Source organism: Rahnella sp. NRRL B-41462 (assembly GCF_003263525.1).
Classification (GTDB): domain Bacteria; phylum Pseudomonadota; class Gammaproteobacteria; order Enterobacterales; family Enterobacteriaceae; genus Rahnella; species Rahnella aceris.
This window is the reverse complement of record NZ_JYDF01000057.1, coordinates 16,595-39,132: the sequence shown is the minus strand read 5'-3', so window position 1 is coordinate 39,132 and position 22,538 is coordinate 16,595. Positions and strand designations below refer to the sequence as shown.

Annotated in this window: 34 protein-coding genes and 1 pseudogene; 22 read left to right on the top strand and 13 right to left on the bottom strand. The window is 47.8% G+C overall.

The genetic code is table 11. The features are described from left to right. The 3 genes from UC14_RS14935 to bfr all read left to right on the top strand — a co-directional run. Positions 1 to 412, top strand: a 412-nt coding sequence (locus UC14_RS14935; protein ID WP_370447472.1) for an EF-Tu/IF-2/RF-3 family GTPase, incomplete at its 5' end; no start/stop codon positions are given. Positions 413 to 558: 146 nt separating this feature from the next. After that, positions 559 to 753 carry a bacterioferritin-associated ferredoxin gene (gene bfd / locus UC14_RS14930; protein ID WP_112197974.1) on the top strand — a complete coding sequence of 65 codons (195 nt, stop codon included), beginning with the start codon at positions 559 to 561 and terminating at the stop codon, positions 751 to 753. An 85-nt stretch (positions 754 to 838) separates the two neighbouring features. Further along, positions 839 to 1,318, top strand: coding sequence for a bacterioferritin (bfr, locus tag UC14_RS14925; RefSeq protein ID WP_013573672.1), 480 nt, complete (start codon positions 839 to 841; stop codon positions 1,316 to 1,318). 11 nt (positions 1,319 to 1,329) lie between these two features. On the opposite strand, the gene UC14_RS27365 is transcribed toward bfr, so the two are convergent. The 13 genes and pseudogenes from UC14_RS27365 to gspC form a co-directional block, all read right to left on the bottom strand. Then, positions 1,330 to 1,833: an A24 family peptidase gene (locus tag UC14_RS27365; RefSeq protein ID WP_014411536.1), complete on the bottom strand. Its 504-nt coding sequence runs from the start codon at positions 1,831 to 1,833 to the stop codon at positions 1,330 to 1,332. A 42-nt stretch (positions 1,834 to 1,875) separates the two neighbouring features. Further along, positions 1,876 to 2,034 (bottom strand): annotated as a pseudogene (locus UC14_RS27360) (prepilin peptidase); the annotation flags it as partial. 162 nt (positions 2,035 to 2,196) lie between these two features. Further along, on the bottom strand, positions 2,197 to 2,655 hold the full coding sequence (gene gspM, locus UC14_RS14915) for a type II secretion system protein GspM (protein WP_112197973.1): 459 nt from the start codon (positions 2,653 to 2,655) through the stop codon (positions 2,197 to 2,199). Beyond that, entirely contained in the window at positions 2,652 to 3,827 is a 1,176-nt protein-coding gene (gene gspL / locus UC14_RS14910) for a type II secretion system protein GspL (RefSeq protein ID WP_013573675.1), read from the bottom strand. Before gspL ends, gspM begins: the two co-directional genes overlap by 4 nt. Then, entirely contained in the window at positions 3,828 to 4,814 is a 987-nt protein-coding gene (gene gspK / locus UC14_RS14905) for a type II secretion system minor pseudopilin GspK (protein WP_112197972.1), read from the bottom strand. Continuing rightward, the gene (gspJ, locus tag UC14_RS14900) at positions 4,807 to 5,490 is read right to left on the bottom strand and encodes a type II secretion system minor pseudopilin GspJ (RefSeq protein ID WP_013573677.1); all 684 of its coding nucleotides are present in this window, start codon (positions 5,488 to 5,490) and stop codon (positions 4,807 to 4,809) included. Before gspJ ends, gspK begins: the two co-directional genes overlap by 8 nt. Further along, positions 5,487 to 5,876, bottom strand: coding sequence for a type II secretion system minor pseudopilin GspI (gene gspI / locus UC14_RS14895; RefSeq protein WP_013573678.1), 390 nt, complete (start codon positions 5,874 to 5,876; stop codon positions 5,487 to 5,489). The genes gspJ and gspI overlap by 4 nt, the downstream gene beginning before the upstream one ends. Next, positions 5,876 to 6,397, bottom strand: a complete 522-nt coding sequence (gspH, locus tag UC14_RS14890) for a type II secretion system minor pseudopilin GspH (RefSeq protein WP_013573679.1) — start codon at positions 6,395 to 6,397, stop codon at positions 5,876 to 5,878. Before gspH ends, gspI begins: the two co-directional genes overlap by 1 nt. A gap of 2 nt (positions 6,398 to 6,399) precedes the next feature. Then, entirely contained in the window at positions 6,400 to 6,855 is a 456-nt protein-coding gene (gene gspG, locus UC14_RS14885) for a type II secretion system major pseudopilin GspG (protein ID WP_013573680.1), read from the bottom strand. A 12-nt stretch (positions 6,856 to 6,867) separates the two neighbouring features. Further along, positions 6,868 to 8,085 carry a type II secretion system inner membrane protein GspF gene (gspF, locus tag UC14_RS14880; protein WP_014411537.1) on the bottom strand — a complete coding sequence of 406 codons (1,218 nt, stop codon included), beginning with the start codon at positions 8,083 to 8,085 and terminating at the stop codon, positions 6,868 to 6,870. After that, entirely contained in the window at positions 8,082 to 9,608 is a 1,527-nt protein-coding gene (gene gspE, locus UC14_RS14875; RefSeq protein ID WP_013573682.1) for a type II secretion system ATPase GspE, read from the bottom strand. The genes gspF and gspE overlap by 4 nt, the downstream gene beginning before the upstream one ends. A 3-nt stretch (positions 9,609 to 9,611) precedes the next feature. Continuing rightward, complete coding sequence (gspD, locus tag UC14_RS14870; protein ID WP_013573683.1) at positions 9,612 to 11,591, bottom strand: type II secretion system secretin GspD; 1,980 nt, start codon at positions 11,589 to 11,591, stop codon at positions 9,612 to 9,614. Continuing rightward, positions 11,575 to 12,408 carry a type II secretion system protein GspC gene (gene gspC, locus UC14_RS14865; protein WP_013573684.1) on the bottom strand — a complete coding sequence of 278 codons (834 nt, stop codon included), beginning with the start codon at positions 12,406 to 12,408 and terminating at the stop codon, positions 11,575 to 11,577. The genes gspD and gspC overlap by 17 nt, the downstream gene beginning before the upstream one ends. Positions 12,409 to 12,606: 198 nt before the next feature. Here gspC and UC14_RS14860 point away from each other — a divergent pair, with 198 nt between their 5' ends. The 19 genes from UC14_RS14860 to rplF all read left to right on the top strand — a co-directional run bounded on the left by UC14_RS14860 (position 12,607) and on the right by rplF (position 22,530). Next, the gene (locus tag UC14_RS14860; protein WP_112197971.1) at positions 12,607 to 14,127 is read left to right on the top strand and encodes an ExeA family protein; all 1,521 of its coding nucleotides are present in this window, start codon (positions 12,607 to 12,609) and stop codon (positions 14,125 to 14,127) included. A 6-nt stretch (positions 14,128 to 14,133) separates the two neighbouring features. Beyond that, positions 14,134 to 14,619 carry a hypothetical protein gene (locus tag UC14_RS14855; RefSeq protein ID WP_013573686.1) on the top strand — a complete coding sequence of 162 codons (486 nt, stop codon included), beginning with the start codon at positions 14,134 to 14,136 and terminating at the stop codon, positions 14,617 to 14,619. 235 nt (positions 14,620 to 14,854) lie between these two features. After that, positions 14,855 to 15,166 carry a 30S ribosomal protein S10 gene (gene rpsJ / locus UC14_RS14850; protein WP_009639175.1) on the top strand — a complete coding sequence of 104 codons (312 nt, stop codon included), beginning with the start codon at positions 14,855 to 14,857 and terminating at the stop codon, positions 15,164 to 15,166. A gap of 33 nt (positions 15,167 to 15,199) precedes the next feature. Beyond that, positions 15,200 to 15,829, top strand: a complete 630-nt coding sequence (gene rplC / locus UC14_RS14845; protein WP_112197970.1) for a 50S ribosomal protein L3 — start codon at positions 15,200 to 15,202, stop codon at positions 15,827 to 15,829. 16 nt (positions 15,830 to 15,845) lie between these two features. Continuing rightward, entirely contained in the window at positions 15,846 to 16,451 is a 606-nt protein-coding gene (gene rplD, locus UC14_RS14840; RefSeq protein WP_013573688.1) for a 50S ribosomal protein L4, read from the top strand. Next, a complete protein-coding gene (gene rplW / locus UC14_RS14835) occupies positions 16,448 to 16,750 on the top strand; it encodes a 50S ribosomal protein L23 (RefSeq protein WP_013573689.1) in 303 nt (100 codons plus the stop codon). The genes rplD and rplW overlap by 4 nt, the downstream gene beginning before the upstream one ends. 18 nt (positions 16,751 to 16,768) lie before the next feature. Then, the gene (gene rplB / locus UC14_RS14830; RefSeq protein WP_013573690.1) at positions 16,769 to 17,593 is read left to right on the top strand and encodes a 50S ribosomal protein L2; all 825 of its coding nucleotides are present in this window, start codon (positions 16,769 to 16,771) and stop codon (positions 17,591 to 17,593) included. A gap of 14 nt (positions 17,594 to 17,607) precedes the next feature. Next, positions 17,608 to 17,886 carry a 30S ribosomal protein S19 gene (rpsS, locus tag UC14_RS14825; RefSeq protein WP_004929772.1) on the top strand — a complete coding sequence of 93 codons (279 nt, stop codon included), beginning with the start codon at positions 17,608 to 17,610 and terminating at the stop codon, positions 17,884 to 17,886. Between the two features lie 14 nt (positions 17,887 to 17,900). Next, positions 17,901 to 18,233, top strand: a complete 333-nt coding sequence (gene rplV, locus UC14_RS14820) for a 50S ribosomal protein L22 (protein ID WP_004391423.1) — start codon at positions 17,901 to 17,903, stop codon at positions 18,231 to 18,233. A 17-nt stretch (positions 18,234 to 18,250) separates the two neighbouring features. Beyond that, positions 18,251 to 18,949 carry a 30S ribosomal protein S3 gene (rpsC, locus tag UC14_RS14815; RefSeq protein WP_013573691.1) on the top strand — a complete coding sequence of 233 codons (699 nt, stop codon included), beginning with the start codon at positions 18,251 to 18,253 and terminating at the stop codon, positions 18,947 to 18,949. Between the two features lie 12 nt (positions 18,950 to 18,961). Beyond that, positions 18,962 to 19,372 (top strand): 50S ribosomal protein L16, encoded by a 411-nt coding sequence (rplP, locus tag UC14_RS14810; RefSeq protein ID WP_009639183.1) that lies wholly within the window; start codon positions 18,962 to 18,964, stop codon positions 19,370 to 19,372. Next, on the top strand, positions 19,372 to 19,563 hold the full coding sequence (gene rpmC, locus UC14_RS14805; protein ID WP_013573692.1) for a 50S ribosomal protein L29: 192 nt from the start codon (positions 19,372 to 19,374) through the stop codon (positions 19,561 to 19,563). The genes rplP and rpmC overlap by 1 nt, the downstream gene beginning before the upstream one ends. Next, positions 19,563 to 19,817 (top strand): 30S ribosomal protein S17, encoded by a 255-nt coding sequence (rpsQ, locus tag UC14_RS14800; RefSeq protein WP_013573693.1) that lies wholly within the window; start codon positions 19,563 to 19,565, stop codon positions 19,815 to 19,817. The genes rpmC and rpsQ overlap by 1 nt, the downstream gene beginning before the upstream one ends. A 170-nt stretch (positions 19,818 to 19,987) precedes the next feature. Next, positions 19,988 to 20,359, top strand: coding sequence for a 50S ribosomal protein L14 (gene rplN / locus UC14_RS14795; protein WP_008457164.1), 372 nt, complete (start codon positions 19,988 to 19,990; stop codon positions 20,357 to 20,359). Between the two features lie 10 nt (positions 20,360 to 20,369). Beyond that, positions 20,370 to 20,684 (top strand): 50S ribosomal protein L24, encoded by a 315-nt coding sequence (gene rplX, locus UC14_RS14790; protein ID WP_013573694.1) that lies wholly within the window; start codon positions 20,370 to 20,372, stop codon positions 20,682 to 20,684. 14 nt (positions 20,685 to 20,698) lie between these two features. Continuing rightward, positions 20,699 to 21,238 (top strand): 50S ribosomal protein L5, encoded by a 540-nt coding sequence (gene rplE, locus UC14_RS14785; RefSeq protein ID WP_013573695.1) that lies wholly within the window; start codon positions 20,699 to 20,701, stop codon positions 21,236 to 21,238. Between the two features lie 13 nt (positions 21,239 to 21,251). After that, positions 21,252 to 21,557 (top strand): 30S ribosomal protein S14, encoded by a 306-nt coding sequence (gene rpsN / locus UC14_RS14780; RefSeq protein WP_013573696.1) that lies wholly within the window; start codon positions 21,252 to 21,254, stop codon positions 21,555 to 21,557. Between the two features lie 33 nt (positions 21,558 to 21,590). Continuing rightward, the gene (gene rpsH, locus UC14_RS14775; protein ID WP_013573697.1) at positions 21,591 to 21,983 is read left to right on the top strand and encodes a 30S ribosomal protein S8; all 393 of its coding nucleotides are present in this window, start codon (positions 21,591 to 21,593) and stop codon (positions 21,981 to 21,983) included. Between the two features lie 13 nt (positions 21,984 to 21,996). Further along, on the top strand, positions 21,997 to 22,530 hold the full coding sequence (gene rplF, locus UC14_RS14770) for a 50S ribosomal protein L6 (RefSeq protein WP_013573698.1): 534 nt from the start codon (positions 21,997 to 21,999) through the stop codon (positions 22,528 to 22,530). Positions 22,531 to 22,538: the final 8 nt, after the last annotated feature.

The following is a 22,538-nucleotide window of genomic DNA, read 5'->3' as shown; positions in this document are numbered from 1 at the left end:
CGTTGAAATGTTCCGCAAACTGCTGGACGAAGGCCGTGCTGGTGAGAACGTTGGTGTTCTGCTGCGTGGTATCAAACGTGAAGATATCGAACGTGGTCAGGTTCTGGCTAAACCAGGTTCAATCAAACCACACACCAAGTTTGATTCCGAAGTGTACATCCTGAGCAAAGATGAAGGTGGTCGTCATACTCCATTCTTCAAAGGCTACCGTCCACAGTTCTACTTCCGTACAACTGACGTGACCGGTACTATCGAACTGCCAGAAGGCGTTGAGATGGTTATGCCTGGTGACAACGTGAACATGGTTGTTACCCTGATCCACCCAATCGCGATGGATGACGGTCTGCGTTTCGCAATCCGTGAAGGCGGCCGTACTGTAGGTGCTGGTGTTGTTGCTAAAGTTATCGCTTAATCGCTGATAATTAAGAGCAAAAAAAGGGTGCTTCGGCACCCTTTTTTATTGCCTAAAATTTGTGTGCAAAAGCGTTCAAACTGCATTTGCAATAATAACCATTCTCATTTACAGTTAGTTCAAGATTTATGCGAAGCGTGGTTTATATGTACGTGTGTTTGTGCAATTCAGTCAGTGATAAAACGATCAGACAGGCAGTCAGACGTTACCAGCCGCAAACGTTCCAACAGTTGAGGAGTTTTGTTCCGGTAGGAACGCAATGTGGCAAATGTGTTCGTGCGGCACGACAAATAATGGAAGATGAATTACAGCAAATTCCTGATTTCAAAAACATCGCGTAAAAATACTTAGTTAAAAAGTGTGCCTTTTTTTTGACTTACTCTGAACCGGATCTACGCTTTAGATACCGGAACGGAGGAGTTACCTATGAAAGGCGATAAAAAAGTCATTGCACACCTCAATAAACTTCTTGGAAATGAACTGGTTGCTATCAATCAGTACTTTTTGCATGCCCGTATGTTTAAAAACTGGGGACTGATGCGTCTCAACGGTATCGAATATCACGAATCCATTGATGAAATGAAACATGCCGATATCTATATTGAGCGGATCCTCTTCCTGGAAGGGCTTCCTAACCTGCAGGATCTCGGCAAACTCAATATTGGTGAAGATGTTGAGGAAATGCTGAAATCTGATTTGCTGCTGGAACTTGAAGGGGCGAAGGATTTACGCGAAGGCATTGCTTATGCTGACTCGGTGCACGATTACGTCAGCCGCGATTTAATGATTAATATCCTGGCGGATGAAGAGCATCACATCGACTGGCTGGAAACCGAACTGGAACTCATCGGGCGTATTGGCATTCAGAACTACATCCAGTCTCAGCTGAAAGAAGAATCCCAGTAATTTCTGCTGTATTAACTCAACATCAGCCAGATTGTTTTGCTCTCCTGGCTGATGTAAATCAGCGCACCAGCCAGTGCCAGGCAGGGTCCGAAAGGCGTTTGCTCTGACATTTTATAAATACTTACCCTTACCAGTGTGAAAACGATCCCCGCAAGCGCGGCGAGAATACACAGATATGGCAACATCTGCCAGCCCACCCAGGCGCCAAGTGCTGCCAGGAGTTTAAAATCCCCGTACCCCATTCCCTCTTTGCCGCTGACTAACTTGACACTCCAGTACAAAAACCACAACGCCAGATAACCTGCGACCGCGCCATATAATGCATTCTGAAGTGTCACGCTGCCGTACAGAGAGTGGACGAGTAACCCGGCCCACAGCAAGGGCAGTGTCAGTCGGTCAGGAAGCAGGTAAGTTGCCAAATCAATCAGGCTTAATGCCAGAAGAAACCAGAACAGTAATAAGGCACTGAATAAACTCAGGGGAGTGGTAAACAGAAACGACAGACCAAGAAACATGGCGGCGCATCCTGCTTCTGTAAGGGGGTACCTTTTAGAGATCGTGGTTTTGCAATAATGGCATTTCCCCCGTAACAACAACCAGCTCAAAACCGGAATGTTCTGCCAGTATTTTAGCGGATGTATACAGGCGGGGCAGTGTGATGCCGGAAGGCTCAGATTAAACCCATGCTCTGTCAGTTGACCATCGTTCTGAATCATCAGCGGCAAGCGATAAACGACGACATTAAGAAAGCTGCCCAGCAGCAATCCCAAAACAGCGACGCAGGTGTGATAAAACCCGTCGGGTAATGATGTGATATAAGACAATTGCTGCCATCCTCCGTCCATGCTAAATATCTTCCTTGTTATGACATCTGCCCGTTAACGCAGTGTGAGTTGAGGAACACTGACGCTTCCTGTTGGTCCGTTACCTGTCACTATTGAGATGGCCACGACCTGAATACCGTATTCCTTATTGAGAATTTCAAGCCAGCGTAAAAGGGTGGTGTAAGGGATCTGCTCAAAGCTTAGGGCGACTCCCCGCTCATTCTGAGTAGTCTTAGGAAGTTGCAGGGATAAACCTGCCGCTGAGGTGTTAATAGCTTCCGTCAGCTTTTCTGTCTTAACTCGCAGTCCGGAAGGTGCCCCGAGACGCTGGGTTTGCTGAATCATCCATTCAAGCTGGTGATGTTGTGTGTTGACCCGTGCACGGGATTGGGCGATCCGGTTGTTGAGCGGGGTTAAAATACCGTACCAGATGCAAGTTACTGCCAACAGAAAAGCGGCAACCAGTATCAGCCATCTTTCCCGTTCATTTTTAAGCATCAGCCACTGTTTCATGATTTACTCCGCTGAGTTAGCGTGGCGGTGATACCCGCTGATGACGTGGCTAACTTAGAAATGGCAAAGTGAAAATCGCTTTCGGTCCGTTCGACGAAATCATCAATCGCCGCCCGGTCACCCGTAGTAATCTGCAGAGTGAACTGTTTCGTCTCTTGCTGAAAATCTAATTTATCTATGTCAATTTGCGGGCTCTGCCCCTGATAAGTCGTGAGTTTTGCCAGTGCAGGAAGAAAAGCCATGGGTACTTTTTTCATATTTTGTTCAAAATAGAACTTCAGATTACGGGTGTGTTTGTCCTGCGGAAACCAGGTTTGATGAAGTGCAAGCATCTCTTTTTTCAGTAATGATTCTTGCTGAGAAATCTGCCACCAGGTGAAAAGTTTGGCGCCGATAATCACTAGCACCGTGAGTATCGCCATGCTGGTTGCCACCCGTAGCAGATGACGTTCCCAGACGGATTCTTCTTTACGCACGGCGAACTCGCCCTGCAGCAGATTCACTGCTGACGGACAGTTATTCTTCATCATAATCAGGGGATGAAAAGGCAGATCAGCGCGCACCCAGCCAGCAGAAATCGATTTCTCATCTCCGTAGTAATGTAATGTCTCCGGCGTTGCGATTTTAAGTAGGGTATCGAGTAATACCTGCTCAACCTGGCAGCCTGAATATTCCGACTGTCGAAGGAGCCACTGCTTATCAAGCTTCATTATCGACCAGCCTTCTTCATGCCTGGGCAGCAGCAAGGCATCAATATAAATGTGCCTTATTGTCAGCCCTGCATCGCTAAATAGCCGAAGCCAGTTTCTTAAATAATCTGATTCAATACCCGCCACAAAGAGTGTCTGTTTTTCTCGATAAAGCTCAACCCAATGCAACGTATCGACATCGCTGGCAATACTTTCTTCAGTAAGATGGCCAATCATCTGGCGAGTAATTTTGTTTGCGTGTTGAGGCAGAGCGATCTGACGGAAAACTATTTCACTGGCCGGGATGAACAGACAAACATTACGTGCCGCAGGTTGTGTGGCGAGTTCTGATAAATGTTCGGTATCCGGCAGGCAATGGATATCGTTGTCACATTCTGCCTTATCCGTGAACCAATAGAGTGAGTGCTCTGGCGTAGTACCAGCCCTGATAAACAGCCTGTTGGCCAGATGAAGTTGTTCCATTTACTCAATTACCCGATAGCGACGTTGATAAATTTTGATTTTTGAATCCTGTGGATTGAATTGCACAAAACTGCTCATAGCATTTTGCTGTTCTTCAAACCGGCCTAGCGTATAGAGGACGAAGTATTGGCTGCGTACCGTCAGCAGCGGTTTTAATTCGCTGCTTTGGATTTCCAGACTAAAACGCTGTTTCTTCACCTCTTTCAGAAAAGCGTCAACAGAAACCCAGCCTCTGCGCGGTCGCGCTGAAATTAATCTGATTGCATCCTCCTGATTAATACCGCCAAGAAATAAGGCGCTTAACAGAGGAGCCTGTTCTTCGGTCAGCATATTCACATTAATTTGCTGAAACTCTTCGGGGAGAGTGCAAAGCTGATGTCGGATTTTTTTGAGTGGCAGAAGAGGGAGGTCGGGCAGCAGCGCCAGCTCATTCAGGGAAAAAAGACGTTGATTAGCTGCAGCACGGGGCGGTATCAGCGTTTCGTAATACTCGGATTCCGCACCGGATGTTCGGGTCTCGTTATCGGCATCAAGATAATCGCTGAGGGTATCAGCGAACCGCTCGGTTTCAACGGATGTTGCCTGCGCATCGAGAAGAAGTTGTTTCAGTACCTGCGTATTGTATGGTTCACCCTCTATCGTCGTGTCAGGCTCGTTATTACGCAGGCTGTTAATGTTAAAACAGTTTTGTCCATCAGCAATAATATAGTCCACTGAAAATCCATCCTGGCCGGTGAAGTGGCCTTGCTGAACGGCAAACTGAACGAGGTTGTTTTGAACAGGGTTTTCGGTAAGTTCTTTTTTCAGTCTCGGCAGGGCGATTTCTTCAGCGGCAAAGGTTAGCCAGCGTAATTGCTGTTGATTGAGTAACCAACTTTGGCGGTGCTGGCTGACCTGAAATTGCAGCGTCATTTTTGCCGCTAATGCAGCCATGATGGCAAGGATCATTAAGACGATCAGTAGCGCCACACCTTGTTGCTTACTCATCGGTGGTGTTCTCCCCGTTTAAGGGTATCGGAGCTGCGGATTCAGAACTTGCTTGCTCAGACGGCTTATCAACTGACTCTGCCTTCGTCTCCTCAATTATTTGGGGCAGGAGGAATAACCGGCGTATTTCACCCATATCTTCCAGCGTGACAATGAGTTCGATGACTTTTGGAAAAGAATCCGTTTTGCTCCAGCTGTTGGTCCAGCCGCCGGAATAGAATCGCCAATGCAAAGAACTTACGCCTGTCAGCAGGGTAAAGGGCGTTATCGCTGATGAATCAGTCAGTGGCTGGGACGGAAGAGATTGTGCGCTGCGCGTCAGTGTGTGATCGGTAAATGTCCAGGTAACCCGTGTAAGATCACTGGCAGACAAGGGGGCTGATGCAGAATAACTGCCAATGGTTGTAAAACTTAATGATGTCTCAGAGGCTGATAAAAGAGCTCCTGCCACATCGGTTTGCCGTGGCAATATCTGGATCAGATCCCGTTCCAGCAAAGAAAATGTAGTCTGAATTACGGTCAGTCTTGCCGTGTGTTCTTGTGCTATTTCACTGTTTTTAACTGATGCGGAAAGGATCTGATAGGCCAGCAGGCTGAGAAGCGCAAATATCGTCATCGCAATCATGACTTCTATCAGCGTGAAACCTTGTTGTTTGGCTGGCTGCTGGCAGCTCATGGCTTCTCTGCCATTATCTGAGTCCAGCGGCTCACCGAAAGGATCGGCGAATGGGCATCTTCAATCTGAAGAACGCGTACCTGGTTCTGGCTAATGTTGTTCTCTCTATCAAGGGTATGTTGCTGTTCAACAAACCATTCCTGCCCGGCTAGCGTTACTCGTCTTTTTTCTTTTTTTTCCGCTTTGATCTGTGTTTCTATCAGCGTATTTTCAGCAACCCAGCTGGCAAAGAGAGAAGTTCGAAAATGATCTACTGCGCTCATTTGCGAACTCAGGCTATTCAGTAATGCCAGAGCCGCCGTGGCGAAGATGCCGAGGGCAATGATTACTTCAATCAGAGTCATACCTTGCTGATTTTTAACACTACACGTTGAAGATATACGCATTATTTTCCAGACCTTCTGACATTGAAGATCAGTGGCAGTCGTCCTTCAGAAATGATGCTGCAACAGGCCGGTTCAGATGCAGAGGAAGAAAAACTGAGTTCAAAGACTGAAAGTGTTCCGTCGGGCATAAAAACAATCTGTGGTGGGCGGTTGATAGATTTATTGAGGGCTAAAGGGCTGAGCGAAAGGGTTTCATTTTCCGCAAATTCACCGCTGACAGGCATGCGGGAAGATTCAATTTCTTGCCACTGAGGCTCACGTGTTAGTGGAATCAACGTTAGCGTGCCACCTAAAATCACAAACCGATAAGCGCCGGCCGTTAAGGAAAGCCCGAGCGGTTTTCCTTCCAGCACTGCGCGCTCAGCAGCATATTCCATCACTGTTTTCATTTGCTCAGCGCGTTGGATTTGTGAGTTGTCAGACGGTAAAACCATGACCACAACCCCTGCAGCAATGGCGAAAATGGCCATTACCATCAGTATTTCCAGCAGCGTAAAGCCGGATTGTTTGACCGCGGACAAGGTTAGTGATCCTTCTCAACCCAGTTCTTTATGTCATCTGCGGTGTTGGGCTCACTGTCAGGCCCGGCAGAAAAGACATCGATAGCCCCATGTTCACCTGGACTGACCAACATGTATTCGTTGCCCCAGGGATCGGCGGGCAAACGCTTTATGTATCCATCGTTACGATAATTTGCAGGTAGCGGGTTGATCGTGGGCAGGGTTACAAGGGCTTCAAGCGTTTGTTCGGTTGTTGGATAGCGATGGTTATCCAGCTTATACATGTCGAGGGCGTTCTCGAGGGCGACAATATCGCTGACGGCTTTTTGGGTATCTGCCCGTTCTTTGTTGCCCATTACATTAGGAACAACGAGCGCTGCCAGCACCCCGAGAATGACGATAACCACCATCAGTTCGATTAATGTAAAGCCTTGTTGCTTCTGAGTGCCAATGTACTGATTTTTTTGAATGTTTAACATGGAATGATACCTTTAACTGACCAGATTATTAAGCTGGAGAATCGGTTGTAAAATCGACATGATGATGAATAAAACAATACTGGCCATAGTGACAATCAGCAGTGGTTCAAATAGCGCCAATACCATTGAAAGCCGGTGTTGCATCAGCTTGTCCTGATTGTCAGCCGCGTGTGCCATAAGCTCGCCAAGACGCCCGCTTTGTTCACCGGAAGCAATCATGTAGAGCATCATGGGTGGGAAGAGGCGGGTTTGTTCCAGAACAGCAAAGAGTGAGCTGCCCTGACGAACATGTTCTGCCGCTTGGGTAAGTAAATAATGGATCCGGCGGTTAGTTATCCCTTCTGTTGAGATTTTCATCGCATCAAGTAAAGGAACGCCGCTCGATTGCAAGATACTGAGAGTCCGGGCATATCGGGCACTATTGATGGCCCTGATCAGTGGCCCTAAAACGACAACACCGAGCAACGCCGTATGAAAACGCATAAGATTATGCTTACGGCGCAGAGCCAGCCTGAAGGTAGCGATGAAAGCGATAACCACTATGGCAATCACCCACCATGTACGTTCCAGGAAACCACTGACGCCAATTAAAATACGGGTGGAGATGGGCAGCGTATGTTTCATATGCACAAACTGTTCAATGATTTGCGGGACGACGGCAACCAGCAAAATAACAATCACTAGAATGGCAATGATGGTGAGCATGGCCGGGTAAATCATGGCTTGCGACAACTTGCTTTTGATTTGCTGGCGGATTTCATAATAATCCGCCATTTTTTCCAGTACGGTGCCGAGTTGTCCGGTTCGTTCACCTGCCGTGACCAGTGTTCTGAACATCGGATCAAATAGGCGAGGAAAATCAGATAATGCATCGGCTAGCGTATGTCCCTCCACCACTTTGTTACGCACAGCGGTCAGCACTTGCGTGAGTCCGGCGTGCTCGGTTTGGCGGGCAATAACGGCAAGTGCGGCTTCTACGGGCAGGGCTGCATTGGTTAATGTGGCGAGCTGACGTGAGAATAGTGAAATGGCATGTGAAGGGACACGCGTTTTCAATCCTTTATTTTTACTATTTAGAGTTGTCAGCGAGTTGCCCACCTGCTTTATTTCAAGAAGCGTTAAACCCCGCTCGCGGACAATCTGGCGCGCCAGGCGGAGAGAATCGGCATCAATTACTCCTCGCTGCGTCTTGCCCGTCGGGGTGATTGCATGAAAGGCGAAGCGGCTCATGAGGGTGTTCCCCGTGTCGCTATCTCTTGTTCGGCAGTAACTCTGATCACTTCTTCCAGCGTAGTCTCGCCGCTAATGGTTTTAAGCAGTCCATTTTCCCGCAAGCTTCGGGCAGTTTTGCGATGAATGTTCTCAATGGAAAATTCATCCTGATTCTCATGAATAGCCTGACGTATAGCGTTATCAACAACCATGCATTCGTGGATAGCCGCCCTGCCTTTATAGCCCGTGAAATGGCATTGAGAACATCCGACGGCTTTAAAAACAGTGGCTGGTGGTTCAGGCAGAAAGTGGAATAAAGGAATGTGAGACACATCTAACGGGGACTGTCGGGTACAATGCGGGCAAAGGCGTCGCACGAGTCGCTGAGCCACCACGCCTAATAATGAGGAGGCGAGAAGGAAGGGCTCCAGACCCATATCCCGTAAACGGGTAATGGCACCGACGGCACTATTTGTATGCAATGTTGACATCACCAGATGGCCGGTCAGTGAAGCCTGCACCGCGATTTGAGCTGTTTCATTGTCGCGGATCTCACCGACCATGACTACATCCGGGTCCTGACGCAAAATCGCCCGCAAACCGAGCGCAAATGTCATTTCTACACGGGGGTTAACTTGCGTTTGCCCCACGCCCTCCAGTTCATACTCAATCGGGTCTTCGACAGTAAGAATGTTACGCTCGTTATTGTTGAGTGCAGAAAGAACTGCGTACAGAGTCGTGCTTTTACCTGAACCGGTCGGCCCGGTGACCAGAATGATCCCGTGAGGTTTACGGATTAATGCCGATAGCTGTTGTTCGTCCTGTGGAGACAGACCAAGTTGTGGAATCTCAAGACATAAATTATTTTTATCCAAAAGGCGCATCACCACACGCTCACCATATTGAGCTGGAATGGTCGATACGCGGATATCAATCGCCCGGTGACCGATACGTAACGAAATGCGACCATCCTGAGGTAAACGTTTTTCAGCGATATCCAGTTTCGCCATCACCTTGATGCGCGATACCAAGAACGGTGCCAGCTTGCGAGCCGGTTGCAGGATTTGCCGTAAGACGCCATCGATACGAAACCGGATACTGAGCATGCGTTCGAAGGTTTCGATATGGATATCCGAAGCACCCTCTTTGACTGCTTCAGAAAGCACCGCATTAATCAGACGGATGATCGGCGAATTTTCATCACTGGCCAGTAAGTCTTCGTTATCAGGTAATTCCTCAGACAAAGACAGAAGATCGACCTCGTTATCGATATCATCAATGATTTGTTGTGACTCGCCGCTGCTACGCTGGTAGGTTGCTGATAACTTTTCATCGAACAATGTCGTTTCCACTATTTCGACCGCCGTTATTTCACCCATGATCCGACGTACTTCGAGCAGTGTTTCCGCTGAAATGTCCTGTCGGCAAAAAAGTACGTTATCAAGCAGCGTTACGCCTTTTTGTTTGGCGTAGGTATAAGGCAGAACAGGGGAGGCTTGTTCCACAACGGGTCTATATAGCACTTCGTTATCACTGTTCATGGCTTATCCACTAAACGGATTACGAGGTTTGCCGTCATCAGGCGTGGTGGATATGGATGCTTTTGGCACATTGTTCCCAGGATAGTCAGGCAAAATAGAACGGGTATTTGGCGTGAGCAGATCCTGATGGTCCTCATCCTGACGCGTTTTTTGAATTTTTTGAAAGTGCGAATATTTCTTATTGGAAATGGAAGAGTAAACCTCATCATCACGAATAATGGTCGGCCTGATAAACACCATCAGATTACGTTTTGCTGATTCAGTGCTGGTATAGCGGAACAAATTGCCTATCCACGGAATATCACCCAACAGAGGAACTTTGGATTTGGTTTCTTTGGTACTGTCATCCAGCAAACCGCCCAGGACTACAGTTTCACCCGTACGAACCAGCACGGCATTGGAAATGGTGCGGGTATTGAAGGTCGGACCAAGACTAGAGTTAGTTGAAGTATCAACGCTGGAAACTTCCTGTTCGATTTCCATCAGCACAGAGTCACCTTCATTGATCTGCGGAGTGACTTTTAATTTTGTGCCGACGGTTTTGTAAACCACGCTGCTATAAATGTTATCGCCAGATGTAGTTTGTGAGCCGGACAGGGAGGGGACTTCCTGACCGACGTTGAATGAGGCTTCTTTATTATCGAGAGTGACAATGCTTGGGGTGGCAAGAATATCGTTTTTATTACTGGTGGATAACGCAGTGAGTAAGACATTCCAGTCACCGCTAAAGAAGCCTGCGGTCATGCCATTGAAGGTCTGCAAAGTGCTGCTCAGAGGATTATCGCTGCTGATAATGCCCTCTTTTTTGTACTGGCGAACTCCGGCCGCAACGGTCGATATTGGCGCGCCGGTTCCGGTAAATTGTGTTCCACCAACCTGGTTGTTGCTCCACTGGATACCCAGATTAAGCCCGTTGCCATCCTGTACTTCGACAATAATGGCTTCGACTAACACCTGTGCACGGCGGATATCGAGCTTGGTGATGACCTGTTCGAGTGACTGCATCACATCCTGCTGTGCAGTAATGACGATGGAGTTTGTTTGTTCATCTGCAGTGATGCTCATCGGCTTGTTAGACGCGCCGGAAGGCTGAGCTGTTTTGCCTTCTTTCATCTCTTCTGTGATGCCAGTAAGTACGGGAACGATTTTTTCCGCTTTGGCATATTTCAGATAGAAAACACGCGTATTGCCCTGAGATGACTGGTCTTTATCAAGCTGACTAACCAGTTTTGCTGCGCGGCTGCGCACACCTTCTGGCCCGCTGATGATTAGGGTATTGGTTCTCTCATCCGCGACGATTTTGGCTTGTAATATGGACGATGATTGTCCTTTAGATTCCTCGCGAACCAGGTTGTTCATCATCTCAGCCATTTCCGGGGCAGAAGCATATTTTAGTTTAATGGTTTGCCTTTGCTGGTCACCCATCGCGTCAACGCGTTCGACAAGCTTAATAAGCCGGTTGACCACCGATGCCCGGCCCGTCAGAAGCAAAACATTGGAGGGTTCGTAATGAACAACATTCCCTACTCCGGTACTGTCATTCATCTGGCGAAGCAAAGGTGCTAACTCTCTGACCGGCACATTAAGAAGCGTTACGACGCGGGTGATAATTTCATCTCCCTTGCCGGGGTTGTTTTTGTCTGCAACGGGCACGCCAGACATTTTGGCATTCGCTGAACGCACGACCTTCAGTAGCCCGTTGTCCATGGGGATCACAGCAAAACCATAGACATCCAGCACGCTGAGAAAAAATTGATAGTATTGTTCTTCATTCAAAACATCATAACTTCTGACAGAAACAGTTCCCTGCACGGAGGGATCGATAAGGATAGTTTTATTCAGATTTTTACTTACCGTATCAATAAACTCTTTAATATCCGTGCCTTTAAAGCTCGCAGTAAACTCTTCCGCGTGTACAATCCCTGGAAGGGTGGCAAATAATATGCATGCCTTTACTAGGAGAGAGTTAATGAACTTCTTCATGACTTTCTGTATCCAACGATGTTTCGATAGTGGCTAGATTTATATAGATATTCTGAAGTTGATTTTCTCTCAGAACGGTAAGTTGTACATCCCTCAGGCTTGCCAGTTGTTCAATGTATTTATCTGCTGTTGCAGTGTCGTCGAGAGATTGCCCATTTATTTTGATGACGAACTCGCCTGGAATAAGTCCCGCTCTAAGATAAACATTGCGGCTCGTTTTGGGATTGAATCTATAACCTGTAAGTTTCTCATCTTTATATACGGGGTTGGCAACTAAATAATGCATTAAGTATTTTGCGTGTTCTTTGTTTGCCCTCTGTTTTTGTGGTTCTGGGCGTTTATTATCCTGAGCTTTATCACTGAGGTATAAAATCGCTGTTCCCTTGGGGGTGCGTATTAAAACTTCGTCTGGTTTTACTGACTGCAAGTAAGCGTTTTCCACATCAGCAAGCTTTTCACCTTCACGGTAACTATGCTGACCCGTCGGTCCTTGAAGAATAGCCAGTGAGCGCCGACTGTCAGTACTTGTCAGAACTCCCTTAAGGAATAAGGGAAGCTTAACGCTAGTCGCTGGTGATCGAGTTACCTCTTTAATCACTGCATTTCTGCGTTTTTCAAATAGTGTGCCGGGTATATTGATAAAAATTTTGGCGTCGGTGGAGGTCTTGGGCAGGAACCCAAAACTTTCCCTGCTATTTAGCACAGTAAAAGCGATTGTTGAGCAACAAATCATTGTGAGTATGAATGTAATGACAATAAGTATTCCTGTCTTCAATGATATATTTGGCCGATGCCCTTTATTCCAGATGGCATACATGTATTGGATCATTCCCTTGTGCTTTCGTTATTCCAGTGGGTTACTTATTAGGCTATATTATACGCAGAAAAACATTGATTCACATTAATACATGTTCAATACGAATGAGGTTGTGTTTCTTGATTTTCAGATTTATTCCTCTTTCGGTTTTTTATTTAAAAACATTCATTGAATGTATAAATGGTTATGGGTATCGGTATGTACCGCGATTACTTTAATTTTGTCACGCTTCCCTTTTTGGAAGGTAATTATTTCAATAATATACGTTTGTTGGCCGCTCAGGATTTTATTCTGCAGAAGTTGAATCAGGGAGGTATCGCGATAATCGATGGTAACAAAGGTGTTGGTAAAACGCGACTGGCGCACGAGATTGCCAGAAAAAGTCAATGCCGGGTATTGAATTTAAGTGCAGCGTCTTTGAATGGCGCAGACAGTGAAAGCCTTGGACAATTACTAGCCTTTTGTTTTCATTTAAAGAAATGGCAAACATTACCAGCCTCGATTCTCACTATGCGAATTGCAGAATCCTTTGTCCACAATGAGGACCCCACAGAGCCCTGGTTGGTCGTGATCGATAATGCTGAAAACCTCACGCCAGAAAGTTATGAGTTTTTACGTACATTCAAAACTTATCCGCAATCTCTGCGTGTCTCATTCCTGCTAGTAGAAGAACATAAGGGGAGTAAAGGCCGCGGCAGGCACCATAAGATGGGGCTACCACATGCGGTTTACTCTCTGTCTCCAATGAGTCTCGCAGAAACCTCGGACTATCTGTCCCAAAGGATGCAATCAGCCGGAGGGGAGCCAACCCTTTTTAACAAACCACTCGTCAAATTGTTGCACAGTGCTGCTGGTGGGCGGTTTCGGCTTATTAATGAACTGGCAACAGATTCACTTAACAGCGCATATGCAGAAAAAACACAGTCAGTCACTTATCGGCAAATGAAAGTCTGCCTCGAAGCCCGAGGACTGACGCTTGGCAAAAGGAAATGTCTCACGTTTCTCATTGCGTGTTACATGCTTTTGGGCAGTGTTTTGGGATGGACTTATTTAGGTTATGTAAAGCCATACCTGCCGCTGTTGGCGACGTTTTCCGAAAGGCTGCATGAAATCCCTGCTGCGGCCAAAAAACTGAGTGATGTTGGAAGTAACGAGCGTAACGGAATGCGTCAGCTCTTTCAGGTGTGGGGTTATGACGTGCCAACTAATGATGCGTTCTGTGATCAGGCCGTCCGTGCACAGCTCACCTGTAAAAAGGGTAAGGCAACCTTAGAGACCTTAGTCCAGGACGGAATTCCCTGGTTAAGTCCGATTACAGCAGATAAACAGACCGTGTACGCTACCGTTGTGAAGGTCACTGATGAGGAGTTAGATATTCTTATTAAAGATGAGACGTGGACGGTTCAGCGCAGCTGGTTTAACGAAGTTTGGGGTGGCGAATATATCCAGCTATTTCCGCAGACTCCGAGCGGTAAAAACGCCATCAACAATACAAGCCCTGAAGCTGACACCGCTTGGTTAGATATGACACTGAGCAAAATCCTGAACCTGCCATTCGGTAAAACGGGTCAGTGGGACAAAGATTTGATCAGGAAGGTTAAATTATTCCAACAACGGGAAGGTCTTATTGTTGATGGAAGGGTAGGTAAGGGCACACTGATGCAAATCGCTAAACGTACCGGCAACATGCCCGTGCTGCTTACAGAAGAAGAGCTCTAGGTTAAAATGCAAAACATTCATTTATCGGCTTACACAAGCCATTTAAACAAACAAAAAGTGAAGGTGGTAGTGCATCGCCCGCTCAGAAAAAGCCTTTATTCTCTGGGATTAGGTTGCCTATGCTTGTTGGCTGGTGCGATGGCAGGGGCTTATCTTCATATAAGTTATCTTAACTGGCAGAGTTACCGGATAGGTGTCAGTGAAGAATCCCGTCTTCCTTATAAGCAATCCCCCTTACATTACATCTATCAGGACAAAGCGATGCCTGCTGTTAGTCAGTCGGCCGATAGTGATGACGATACAAATGCTGATGAACAACTGCTGGAAGATACTTCATCTATGGAAAATGAGGCTCCGGAAGAGGCGCCGACAGGCGAAAGCGATGAAAGTCAAATCATGAAGTTAGATGAGGGAAGCCCGGATATACCATTACAAGAGTGGTTGGAAAAAGCGATGTTGGAACAGCAACAAGAAGAGAAGAGCGCAAAATAAAAGCATTTTTTTTTGTAGTTCGGATTGCTTCTTACTGGTGTTTAAGTATAATGCGCGGGCTTACCTAATCTTGGTAGGCCTGATTCAATGAGAATCAGATGGCCGATAAGTTTACTTGCCGGTCAACAATACTCCCGATATGGGGGTTATGTGAAGAACGATTACACTCTCCCATCAATCGAAATGGGTTTGAGGAGTAATCATTTACGTTTAAAATAATTGGAGCTCTGGTCTCATGCAGAACCAAAGAATCCGTATCCGCCTGAAAGCGTTTGATCATCGTCTGATCGATCAATCAACTGCGGAAATCGTTGAGACTGCGAAGCGCACTGGTGCGCAAGTTCGTGGTCCAATCCCGCTGCCGACCCGCAAAGAGCGCTTTACCATCCTGATTTCTCCGCACGTCAATAAAGATGCGCGCGATCAGTATGAAATTCGCACTCACAAGCGTCTGGTTGACATCGTTGAGCCAACCGAGAAAACCGTTGATGCTCTGATGCGTCTGGATCTGGCTGCTGGTGTAGACGTGCAGATCAGCCTGGGTTAATCAGGGTCATTGAGCGATTGAGAGGTTGAAACAATGATTGGTTTAGTCGGTAAGAAAGTGGGTATGACTCGTATCTTCACTGAAGATGGCGTTTCTATCCCTGTAACCGTTATCGAAATTGAAGCAAACCGCGTTACTCAGGTCAAAGACCTGGACAACGACGGTTACCGCGCTGTGCAGGTTACTACTGGTAGCAAAAAAGCTAACCGTGTAACCAAACCAGAAGCGGGTCACTTCGCTAAAGCTGGCGTAGAAGCTGGCCGCGGTCTGTGGGAATTCCGCCTTGCAGAAGGTGAAGAGTTCACTGCAGGTCAGAACATTAGCGTTGAAATTTTCGCAGACGTTAAGAAAGTTGATGTTACCGGTACTTCTAAAGGTAAAGGTTTTGCTGGCACAGTTAAGCGCTGGAATTTCCGTACCCAAGACGCTACCCATGGTAACTCCTTGTCTCACCGTGTTCCGGGTTCTATCGGTCAGAACCAGACTCCGGGCAAAGTGTTCAAAGGCAAGAAAATGGCAGGCCAACTGGGTAACGAGCGTGTAACCGTTCAAAGCCTGGACGTAGTACGTGTTGACGCTGAGCGCAACCTGCTGCTGGTCAAGGGTGCTGTTCCGGGTGCTACCGGTGGCAACCTGATCGTTAAACCTGCTATTAAGGCTTAACGTCGAGGAGATAGGAATGGAATTAGTAGTGAAAGACGCGCAGAGCGCGCTGACTGTTTCCGAAACTACCTTCGGGCGTGATTTCAATGAAGCGCTGGTACACCAGGTCGTTGTTGCTTATGCAGCAGGTGCCCGTCAAGGTACTCGCGCTCAGAAGACCCGTGCTGAAGTAACCGGTTCCGGTAAAAAACCTTGGCGTCAGAAAGGTACTGGCCGTGCGCGTTCAGGTTCTGTAAAGAGCCCGATCTGGCGTTCCGGTGGTGTAACCTTCGCTGCAAAGCCACAGGACCACAGTCAAAAAGTAAATAAAAAGATGTACCGCGGCGCGCTGAAAAGCATCCTGTCCGAACTGGTACGTCAAGATCGTTTGATCGTTGTCGAGACGTTCTCTGTAGAAGCGCCTAAAACTAAGCTGCTGGCACAGAAACTGAAAGACATGGCTCTGGAAGACGTGCTGATTGTAACTGGCGAAGTCGACGAGAATCTGTTCCTGGCCGCACGTAACCTGTACAAGGTTGACGTTCGCGATGTAGCAGGTATCGATCCAGTAAGCCTGATCGCCTTCGACAAAGTAGTTATGACTGCTGACGCTGTGAAGCAAGTTGAGGAGATGCTGGCATGATTCGTGAAGAACGTCTGCTGAAAGTGCTGCGCGCGCCGCACGTTTCTGAAAAAGCGTCTACTGCGATGGAAAAGAACAATACCATCGTTCTCAAAGTTGCCAAAGACGCGACTAAAGCGGAAATCAAAGCTGCGGTTTCGAAACTGTTTGAAGTCGAAGTCGAAGATGTGAACACCTTGCTGGTTAAAGGCAAAGTTAAACGTCACGGTCAGCGTGTTGGTCGTCGTAGCGACTGGAAAAAAGCTTACGTAACCCTGAAAGAAGGCCAGAATCTGGACTTCATCAGCGGCGCTGAGTAAGTCGGAGGAGTAAGAACAATGGCAATTGTTAAATGTAAACCTACATCTCCGGGTCGTCGCCACGTTGTTAAAGTGGTTAACCCTGAGCTGCACAAGGGTAAACCTTATGCTCCGCTGCTTGAAAAACTGAGCAAAAGCGGTGGCCGTAACAACAATGGCCGTATCACCACCCGTCATATCGGTGGTGGCCACAAACAGCATTATCGTCTGGTTGACTTCAAACGCAACAAAGATGGTATCGCTGCAGTGGTTGAGCGTCTGGAGTACGATCCGAACCGTTCCGCGAATATCGCGCTGGTTCTGTACAAAGACGGCGAACGCCGTTATATCCTGGCGCCGAAAGGCCTGAAAGTGGGTGACCAGATCCAATCTGGTGTTGATGCTGCAATCAAGACAGGTAACACCCTGCCTATGCGCAACATCCCAGTAGGTTCAACGGTTCATAACGTAGAAATGAAACCAGGTAAAGGCGGCCAGATGGCTCGCTCAGCCGGTGCCTACGTTCAGATCGTTGCTCGTGACGGTTCCTACGTAACTCTGCGTCTGCGCTCTGGCGAAATGCGTAAAGTTCAAGTTGATTGCCGCGCCACCTTAGGTGAAGTCGGTAACTCTGAACATATGCTTCGCGTTCTGGGTAAAGCAGGTGCTGCTCGTTGGCGTGGTATTCGTCCTACCGTTCGCGGTACTGCGATGAACCCAGTCGATCACCCACACGGTGGTGGTGAAGGTCGTAACTTTGGTAAGCACCCGGTAACTCCATGGGGCGTTCAAACCAAAGGTAAGAAGACCCGTAGCAACAAGCGTACTGATAAATTCATTGTACGTCGCCGTAGCAAAAAATAATTAGAGGATAAGCCATGCCACGTTCTCTCAAGAAAGGTCCTTTTATTGACCTGCACTTGCTGAAGAAGGTAGAGAAAGCGGTGGAAAGCGGTGACAAGAAGCCTTTGCGCACTTGGTCCCGTCGTTCAACGATCTTTCCTAACATGATCGGTTTGACCATCGCTGTCCATAATGGTCGTCAGCACGTACCAGTATTTGTTTCCGATGAAATGGTCGGTCACAAACTGGGTGAATTCGCGCCGACTCGTACTTATCGCGGCCATGCGGCTGATAAAAAAGCTAAAAAGCGCTAAGGTAGGAGGAAGAGATGGAAACTATCGCTAAACATCGCCACGCTCGTTCTTCTGCTCAGAAGGTTCGCCTTGTTGCTGACCTGATTCGCGGTAAGAAAGTGTCGCAAGCTCTGGAAACTCTGGCCTATACCAACAAGAAAGCTGCTGGTCTGGTTAAGAAGGTACTGGAGTCTGCCATTGCTAACGCAGAACACAACGATGGCGCTGACATCGATGATCTGAAAGTCACGAAGATTTTCGTAGACGAAGGCCCAAGCATGAAGCGCATTATGCCGCGTGCTAAAGGTCGTGCAGATCGCATTCTGAAGCGCACCAGCCACATTACTGTGGTTGTGTCCGATCGCTGAGACTCTGGAGACTAGCAATGGGTCAGAAAGTACATCCTAATGGTATTCGACTGGGTATTGTCAAACCTTGGAACTCTACTTGGTACGCAAATACCAAAGATTTCGCTGACAACCTGGACGGCGACTTTAAAGTTCGTCAGTTCCTGACTAAGGAATTGGCGAAAGCTTCCGTTTCTCGCATCGTTATCGAGCGTCCAGCGAAGAGCATCCGTGTGACTATTCACACTGCTCGTCCTGGCATCGTTATCGGCAAGAAAGGCGAAGATGTCGAAAAACTGCGTAAGGTCGTAGCGGATATCGCTGGCGTTCCTGCGCAGATTAACATCGCCGAAGTCCGTAAACCGGAACTGGACGCAAAATTGGTTGCTGACAGCATCACTTCACAGCTGGAACGTCGTGTTATGTTCCGTCGTGCTATGAAGCGAGCAGTACAGAACGCAATGCGTCTTGGCGCTAAAGGTATCAAAGTTGAAGTAAGCGGCCGTCTTGGCGGTGCTGAAATCGCGCGTACTGAATGGTACCGTGAAGGTCGTGTTCCGTTGCACACTCTGCGTGCGGATATCGATTACAACACATCTGAAGCGCACACCACTTACGGTGTAATCGGCGTTAAGGTATGGATCTTCAAAGGTGAGATCCTGGGTGGTATGGCTGCAGTTGAACAACCGGAACCGGCTGCTCAACCTAAAAAGCAGCAGCGTAAAGGCCGCAAGTAAGGAGAGTCGCTGATGTTACAACCAAAGCGTACAAAATTCCGTAAGGTGCACAAGGGCCGCAACCGTGGTCTTGCGCAAGGTACGGATGTGAGCTTCGGCACTTACGGTCTGAAAGCTGTTGGCCGTGGTCGTCTGACTGCTCGTCAAATTGAAGCAGCACGTCGTGCGATGACCCGTGCAGTTAAGCGTCAAGGTAAGATCTGGATCCGAGTATTCCCGGACAAACCGATCACCGAGAAACCGCTCGAAGTTCGTATGGGTAAAGGTAAAGGCAACGTAGAGTATTGGGTTGCTTTGATCCAGCCTGGTAAAGTCCTGTACGAAATGGACGGTGTGCCTGAAGAGCTGGCTCGTGAAGCCTTCCAGCTGGCAGCAGCCAAACTGCCTATCAAAACCACCTTTGTAACTAAGACGGTGATGTAATGAAAGCACAAGAGCTGCGCGAAAAAAGCGTGGAAGAGCTGAACACTGAGTTGCTGAACCTTTTGCGTGAGCAGTTTAACCTGCGCATGCAAACGGCAAGCGGCCAGTTGCAGCAAACACACCTGTTGAAGCAAGTGCGTCGTGATGTAGCACGTGTGAAAACTTTACTGACTGAAAAGGCGGGTGCGTAATGACTGACAAGATCCGTACTCTGCAGGGTCGTGTAATCAGTAACAAAATGGAAAAATCCATTGTTGTTGCGATTGAGCGCGTGGTGAAACACCCGATTTACGGTAAGTTCATCAAACGTACGACTAAATTGCACGTACATGACGAGAACAATGAATGTGGTATCGGCGACGTTGTGGAAATCAGCGAATGCCGTCCACTGTCTAAGACTAAGTCTTGGACCTTGGTTCGCGTTGTAGAGAAAGCGATTCTGTAATACAGTAGCGCCTCTCAAAAATAGATAAACGGCTCATGTACGTGGGCCGTTTATTTTTTCTACCCATAATCGGGAACCGGTGTTATAATGCCGCGCCCTCATATTGTGGGGATTTCTTAACGACCTATCCTGGGTCCTAAAGTTGTAGTTGACATTAGCGGAGCACTAACATGATCCAAGAACAGACTATGCTGACCGTGGCCGACAACTCCGGTGCACGTCGCGTAATGTGTATCAAGGTTCTAGGTGGCTCGCACCGTCGCTACGCAGGCGTCGGCGACATCATCAAAATTACCATCAAGGAAGCAATTCCTCGCGGTAAGGTGAAGAAAGGCGATGTGCTGAAGGCGGTAGTGGTGCGCACCAAGAAGGGTGTTCGTCGCCCGGACGGTTCTGTCATTCGCTTCGATGGTAATGCATGCGTTATTTTAAACAATAACAGCGAGCAGCCAATCGGCACGCGTATTTTTGGGCCGGTAACTCGTGAACTGCGTAATGAGAAGTTCATGAAAATTATCTCTCTGGCACCAGAAGTACTCTAAGGAGCGAACCATGGCAGCGAAAATCCGTCGTGATGACGAAGTTATCCTGCTTACCGGTAAAGATAAAGGTAAGCGCGGTAAAGTAAAAAATGTACTGTCTTCTGGCAAAGTCATTGTTGAAGGTATCAACCTGGTTAAGAAACATCAGAAGCCTGTACCGGCCCTGAACCAACCAGGCGGCATCGTTGAAAAAGAAGCTGCAATTCCGGTTTCTAACGTTGCTCTCTTCAACACGGCTACTGGTAAGGCGGACCGTGTAGGCTTTAGATTCGAAGATGGCAAAAAAGTCCGTTTCTTCAAATCTAACAGCGTAACTATCAAGTAATTTGGAGTAGTACGATGGCGAAACTGCATGATTACTACAAAGACGATGTCGTAAAAAAACTCATGGCTGAGTTTGGTTACAATTCTGTCATGCAAGTCCCTCGGGTCGAGAAGATCACCCTGAACATGGGTGTTGGTGAAGCGATCGCTGACAAGAAACTGCTGGATAACGCAGCAGCTGACCTGGCAGCAATCTCCGGTCAAAAACCGTTGATCACCAAAGCACGCAAATCAGTTGCAGGCTTCAAAATTCGTCAGGGCTATCCGATCGGCTGTAAAGTAACCCTCCGCGGCGAACGCATGTGGGAGTTCTTTGAGCGTCTGGTCTCCATTGCTGTTCCACGTATTCGTGACTTCCGCGGCTTGTCTGCTAAGTCTTTCGATGGTCGTGGTAACTACAGCATGGGCGTGCGTGAACAGATCATCTTCCCGGAAATCGATTATGATAAAGTCGATCGCGTTCGTGGTTTAGATATTACTATCACCACTACTGCGAAATCCGATGATGAAGGCCGTGCATTGCTGACAGCCTTTAACTTCCCGTTCCGCAAGTAAGGCAGGGTTACTAATGGCTAAGCAATCCATGAAAGCACGCGAAGTCGTTCGCGTTAAACTGGCTGATAAATACCGCGCTAAACGCGAGGAATTGAAAGCTATTATCTCTGGTGTGAACTCATCCGACGAAGATCGTTGGGATGCAGTTCTTAAGCTGCAGTCTCTGCCGCGTGATTCCAGCCCGTCTCGTCAGCGTAACCGCTGCCGTCAAACTGGTCGTCCGCATGCTTTCCTGCGGAAGTTCGGGTTGAGCCGTATTAAGGTCCGTGAAGCCGCTATGCGCGGTGAAATTCCGGGTCTTAAGAAGGCTAGCTGGTAATTGTCACCAATTGAATCACGGGAGTAAAGACAGATGAGCATGCAAGATCCGATCGCGGATATGCTGACCCGTATCCGTAACGGTCAAGCCGCGAACAAAGTTGCGGTCACCATGCCTTCCTCCAAGCTGAAAGTGGCTATTGCCAACGTGCTGAAGGAAGAAGGCTACATTGAAGAATTTAAAATCGAAGGCGACGCTAAGCCTGAACTGGAATTAGTACTGAAGTACTTCCAGGGCAAGGCAGTGGTAGAAAGCATTCAACGTATCAGCCGTCCAGGCCTGCGCATCTACAAGAAAAAAGATGAGCTGCCAAAAGTTATGGCCGGTATGGGTATCGCTGTTATTTCTACCTCTAAAGGTGTTATGACCGATCGTGCAGCTCGCCAGGCTGGTCTTGGTGGCGAGATTATCTGCTACGTAGCTTAATTGGGAGGAAAGAATGTCTCGTGTTGCAAAAGCACCCGTCGTCATTCCTGCCGGCGTAGAGGTAAAACTCAACGGTCAGGTTATTTCGATTAAGGGTAAAAACGGCGAGCTGTCACGTACTATCCATGACGCTGTTGTAGTTAAGCAGGAAGAAAATACACTGACTTTCGCTCCACGCGAAGGCGCTGTAGACGGTTGGGCCCAAGCGGGTACCACTCGTGCACTGTTGAACTCTATGGTTGTAGGTGTTACCGACGGCTTCACTAAAAAGCTTCAACTGGTAGGTGTTGGTTATCGTGCTGCTGTTAAAGGCAACGTGGTGAATTTAGCCTTAGGCTTCTCTCACCCGGTCGATCATCAACTGCCGGAAGGCATCACTGCAGAATGTCCGACCCAAACTGAAATCGTGCTGAAAGGCGCTGATAAACAGGTTATCGGTCAGGTTGCTGCGGATTTACGTGCCTACCGTCGTCCTGAGCCTTATAAAGGCAAGGGTGTCCGTTACGCCGACGAAGTCGTGCGTACCAAAGAGGCTAAGAAGAAGTAAGGTAACAC

What these genes read in the sequence shown, in the direction of transcription:
- rplN (WP_008457164.1), top strand. Translation starts at nt 19,988, where the DNA reads ATGATCCAAGAACAGACTATGCTGACCGTGGCCGACAACTCCGGTGCA.
- rplE (WP_013573695.1), top strand. Translation starts at nt 20,699, where the DNA reads ATGGCGAAACTGCATGATTACTACAAAGACGATGTCGTAAAAAAACTC.
- UC14_RS27365 (WP_014411536.1), bottom strand. Translation starts at nt 1,833, where the DNA reads ATGTTTCTTGGTCTGTCGTTTCTGTTTACCACTCCCCTGAGTTTATTC.
- bfd (WP_112197974.1), top strand. Translation starts at nt 559, where the DNA reads ATGTACGTGTGTTTGTGCAATTCAGTCAGTGATAAAACGATCAGACAG.
- rpsC (WP_013573691.1), top strand. Translation starts at nt 18,251, where the DNA reads ATGGGTCAGAAAGTACATCCTAATGGTATTCGACTGGGTATTGTCAAA.
- rpsQ (WP_013573693.1), top strand. Translation starts at nt 19,563, where the DNA reads ATGACTGACAAGATCCGTACTCTGCAGGGTCGTGTAATCAGTAACAAA.
- gspD (WP_013573683.1), bottom strand. Translation starts at nt 11,591, where the DNA reads ATGAAGAAGTTCATTAACTCTCTCCTAGTAAAGGCATGCATATTATTT.
- gspI (WP_013573678.1), bottom strand. Translation starts at nt 5,876, where the DNA reads ATGCGTATATCTTCAACGTGTAGTGTTAAAAATCAGCAAGGTATGACT.
- gspE (WP_013573682.1), bottom strand. Translation starts at nt 9,608, where the DNA reads ATGAACAGTGATAACGAAGTGCTATATAGACCCGTTGTGGAACAAGCC.
- gspF (WP_014411537.1), bottom strand. Translation starts at nt 8,085, where the DNA reads ATGAGCCGCTTCGCCTTTCATGCAATCACCCCGACGGGCAAGACGCAG.
- rplC (WP_112197970.1), top strand. Translation starts at nt 15,200, where the DNA reads ATGATTGGTTTAGTCGGTAAGAAAGTGGGTATGACTCGTATCTTCACT.
- rplX (WP_013573694.1), top strand. Translation starts at nt 20,370, where the DNA reads ATGGCAGCGAAAATCCGTCGTGATGACGAAGTTATCCTGCTTACCGGT.
- rpsS (WP_004929772.1), top strand. Translation starts at nt 17,608, where the DNA reads ATGCCACGTTCTCTCAAGAAAGGTCCTTTTATTGACCTGCACTTGCTG.
- rplF (WP_013573698.1), top strand. Translation starts at nt 21,997, where the DNA reads ATGTCTCGTGTTGCAAAAGCACCCGTCGTCATTCCTGCCGGCGTAGAG.
- rpsJ (WP_009639175.1), top strand. Translation starts at nt 14,855, where the DNA reads ATGCAGAACCAAAGAATCCGTATCCGCCTGAAAGCGTTTGATCATCGT.
- gspM (WP_112197973.1), bottom strand. Translation starts at nt 2,655, where the DNA reads ATGAAACAGTGGCTGATGCTTAAAAATGAACGGGAAAGATGGCTGATA.
- gspG (WP_013573680.1), bottom strand. Translation starts at nt 6,855, where the DNA reads ATGTTAAACATTCAAAAAAATCAGTACATTGGCACTCAGAAGCAACAA.
- rpsH (WP_013573697.1), top strand. Translation starts at nt 21,591, where the DNA reads ATGAGCATGCAAGATCCGATCGCGGATATGCTGACCCGTATCCGTAAC.
- UC14_RS14855 (WP_013573686.1), top strand. Translation starts at nt 14,134, where the DNA reads ATGCAAAACATTCATTTATCGGCTTACACAAGCCATTTAAACAAACAA.
- rplB (WP_013573690.1), top strand. Translation starts at nt 16,769, where the DNA reads ATGGCAATTGTTAAATGTAAACCTACATCTCCGGGTCGTCGCCACGTT.
- rplP (WP_009639183.1), top strand. Translation starts at nt 18,962, where the DNA reads ATGTTACAACCAAAGCGTACAAAATTCCGTAAGGTGCACAAGGGCCGC.
- gspL (WP_013573675.1), bottom strand. Translation starts at nt 3,827, where the DNA reads ATGGAACAACTTCATCTGGCCAACAGGCTGTTTATCAGGGCTGGTACT.
- rplD (WP_013573688.1), top strand. Translation starts at nt 15,846, where the DNA reads ATGGAATTAGTAGTGAAAGACGCGCAGAGCGCGCTGACTGTTTCCGAA.
- gspJ (WP_013573677.1), bottom strand. Translation starts at nt 5,490, where the DNA reads ATGAGCTGCCAGCAGCCAGCCAAACAACAAGGTTTCACGCTGATAGAA.
- bfr (WP_013573672.1), top strand. Translation starts at nt 839, where the DNA reads ATGAAAGGCGATAAAAAAGTCATTGCACACCTCAATAAACTTCTTGGA.
- gspC (WP_013573684.1), bottom strand. Translation starts at nt 12,408, where the DNA reads ATGTATGCCATCTGGAATAAAGGGCATCGGCCAAATATATCATTGAAG.
- rplW (WP_013573689.1), top strand. Translation starts at nt 16,448, where the DNA reads ATGATTCGTGAAGAACGTCTGCTGAAAGTGCTGCGCGCGCCGCACGTT.
- UC14_RS14860 (WP_112197971.1), top strand. Translation starts at nt 12,607, where the DNA reads ATGTACCGCGATTACTTTAATTTTGTCACGCTTCCCTTTTTGGAAGGT.
- rpmC (WP_013573692.1), top strand. Translation starts at nt 19,372, where the DNA reads ATGAAAGCACAAGAGCTGCGCGAAAAAAGCGTGGAAGAGCTGAACACT.
- rpsN (WP_013573696.1), top strand. Translation starts at nt 21,252, where the DNA reads ATGGCTAAGCAATCCATGAAAGCACGCGAAGTCGTTCGCGTTAAACTG.
- rplV (WP_004391423.1), top strand. Translation starts at nt 17,901, where the DNA reads ATGGAAACTATCGCTAAACATCGCCACGCTCGTTCTTCTGCTCAGAAG.
- gspK (WP_112197972.1), bottom strand. Translation starts at nt 4,814, where the DNA reads ATGAGTAAGCAACAAGGTGTGGCGCTACTGATCGTCTTAATGATCCTT.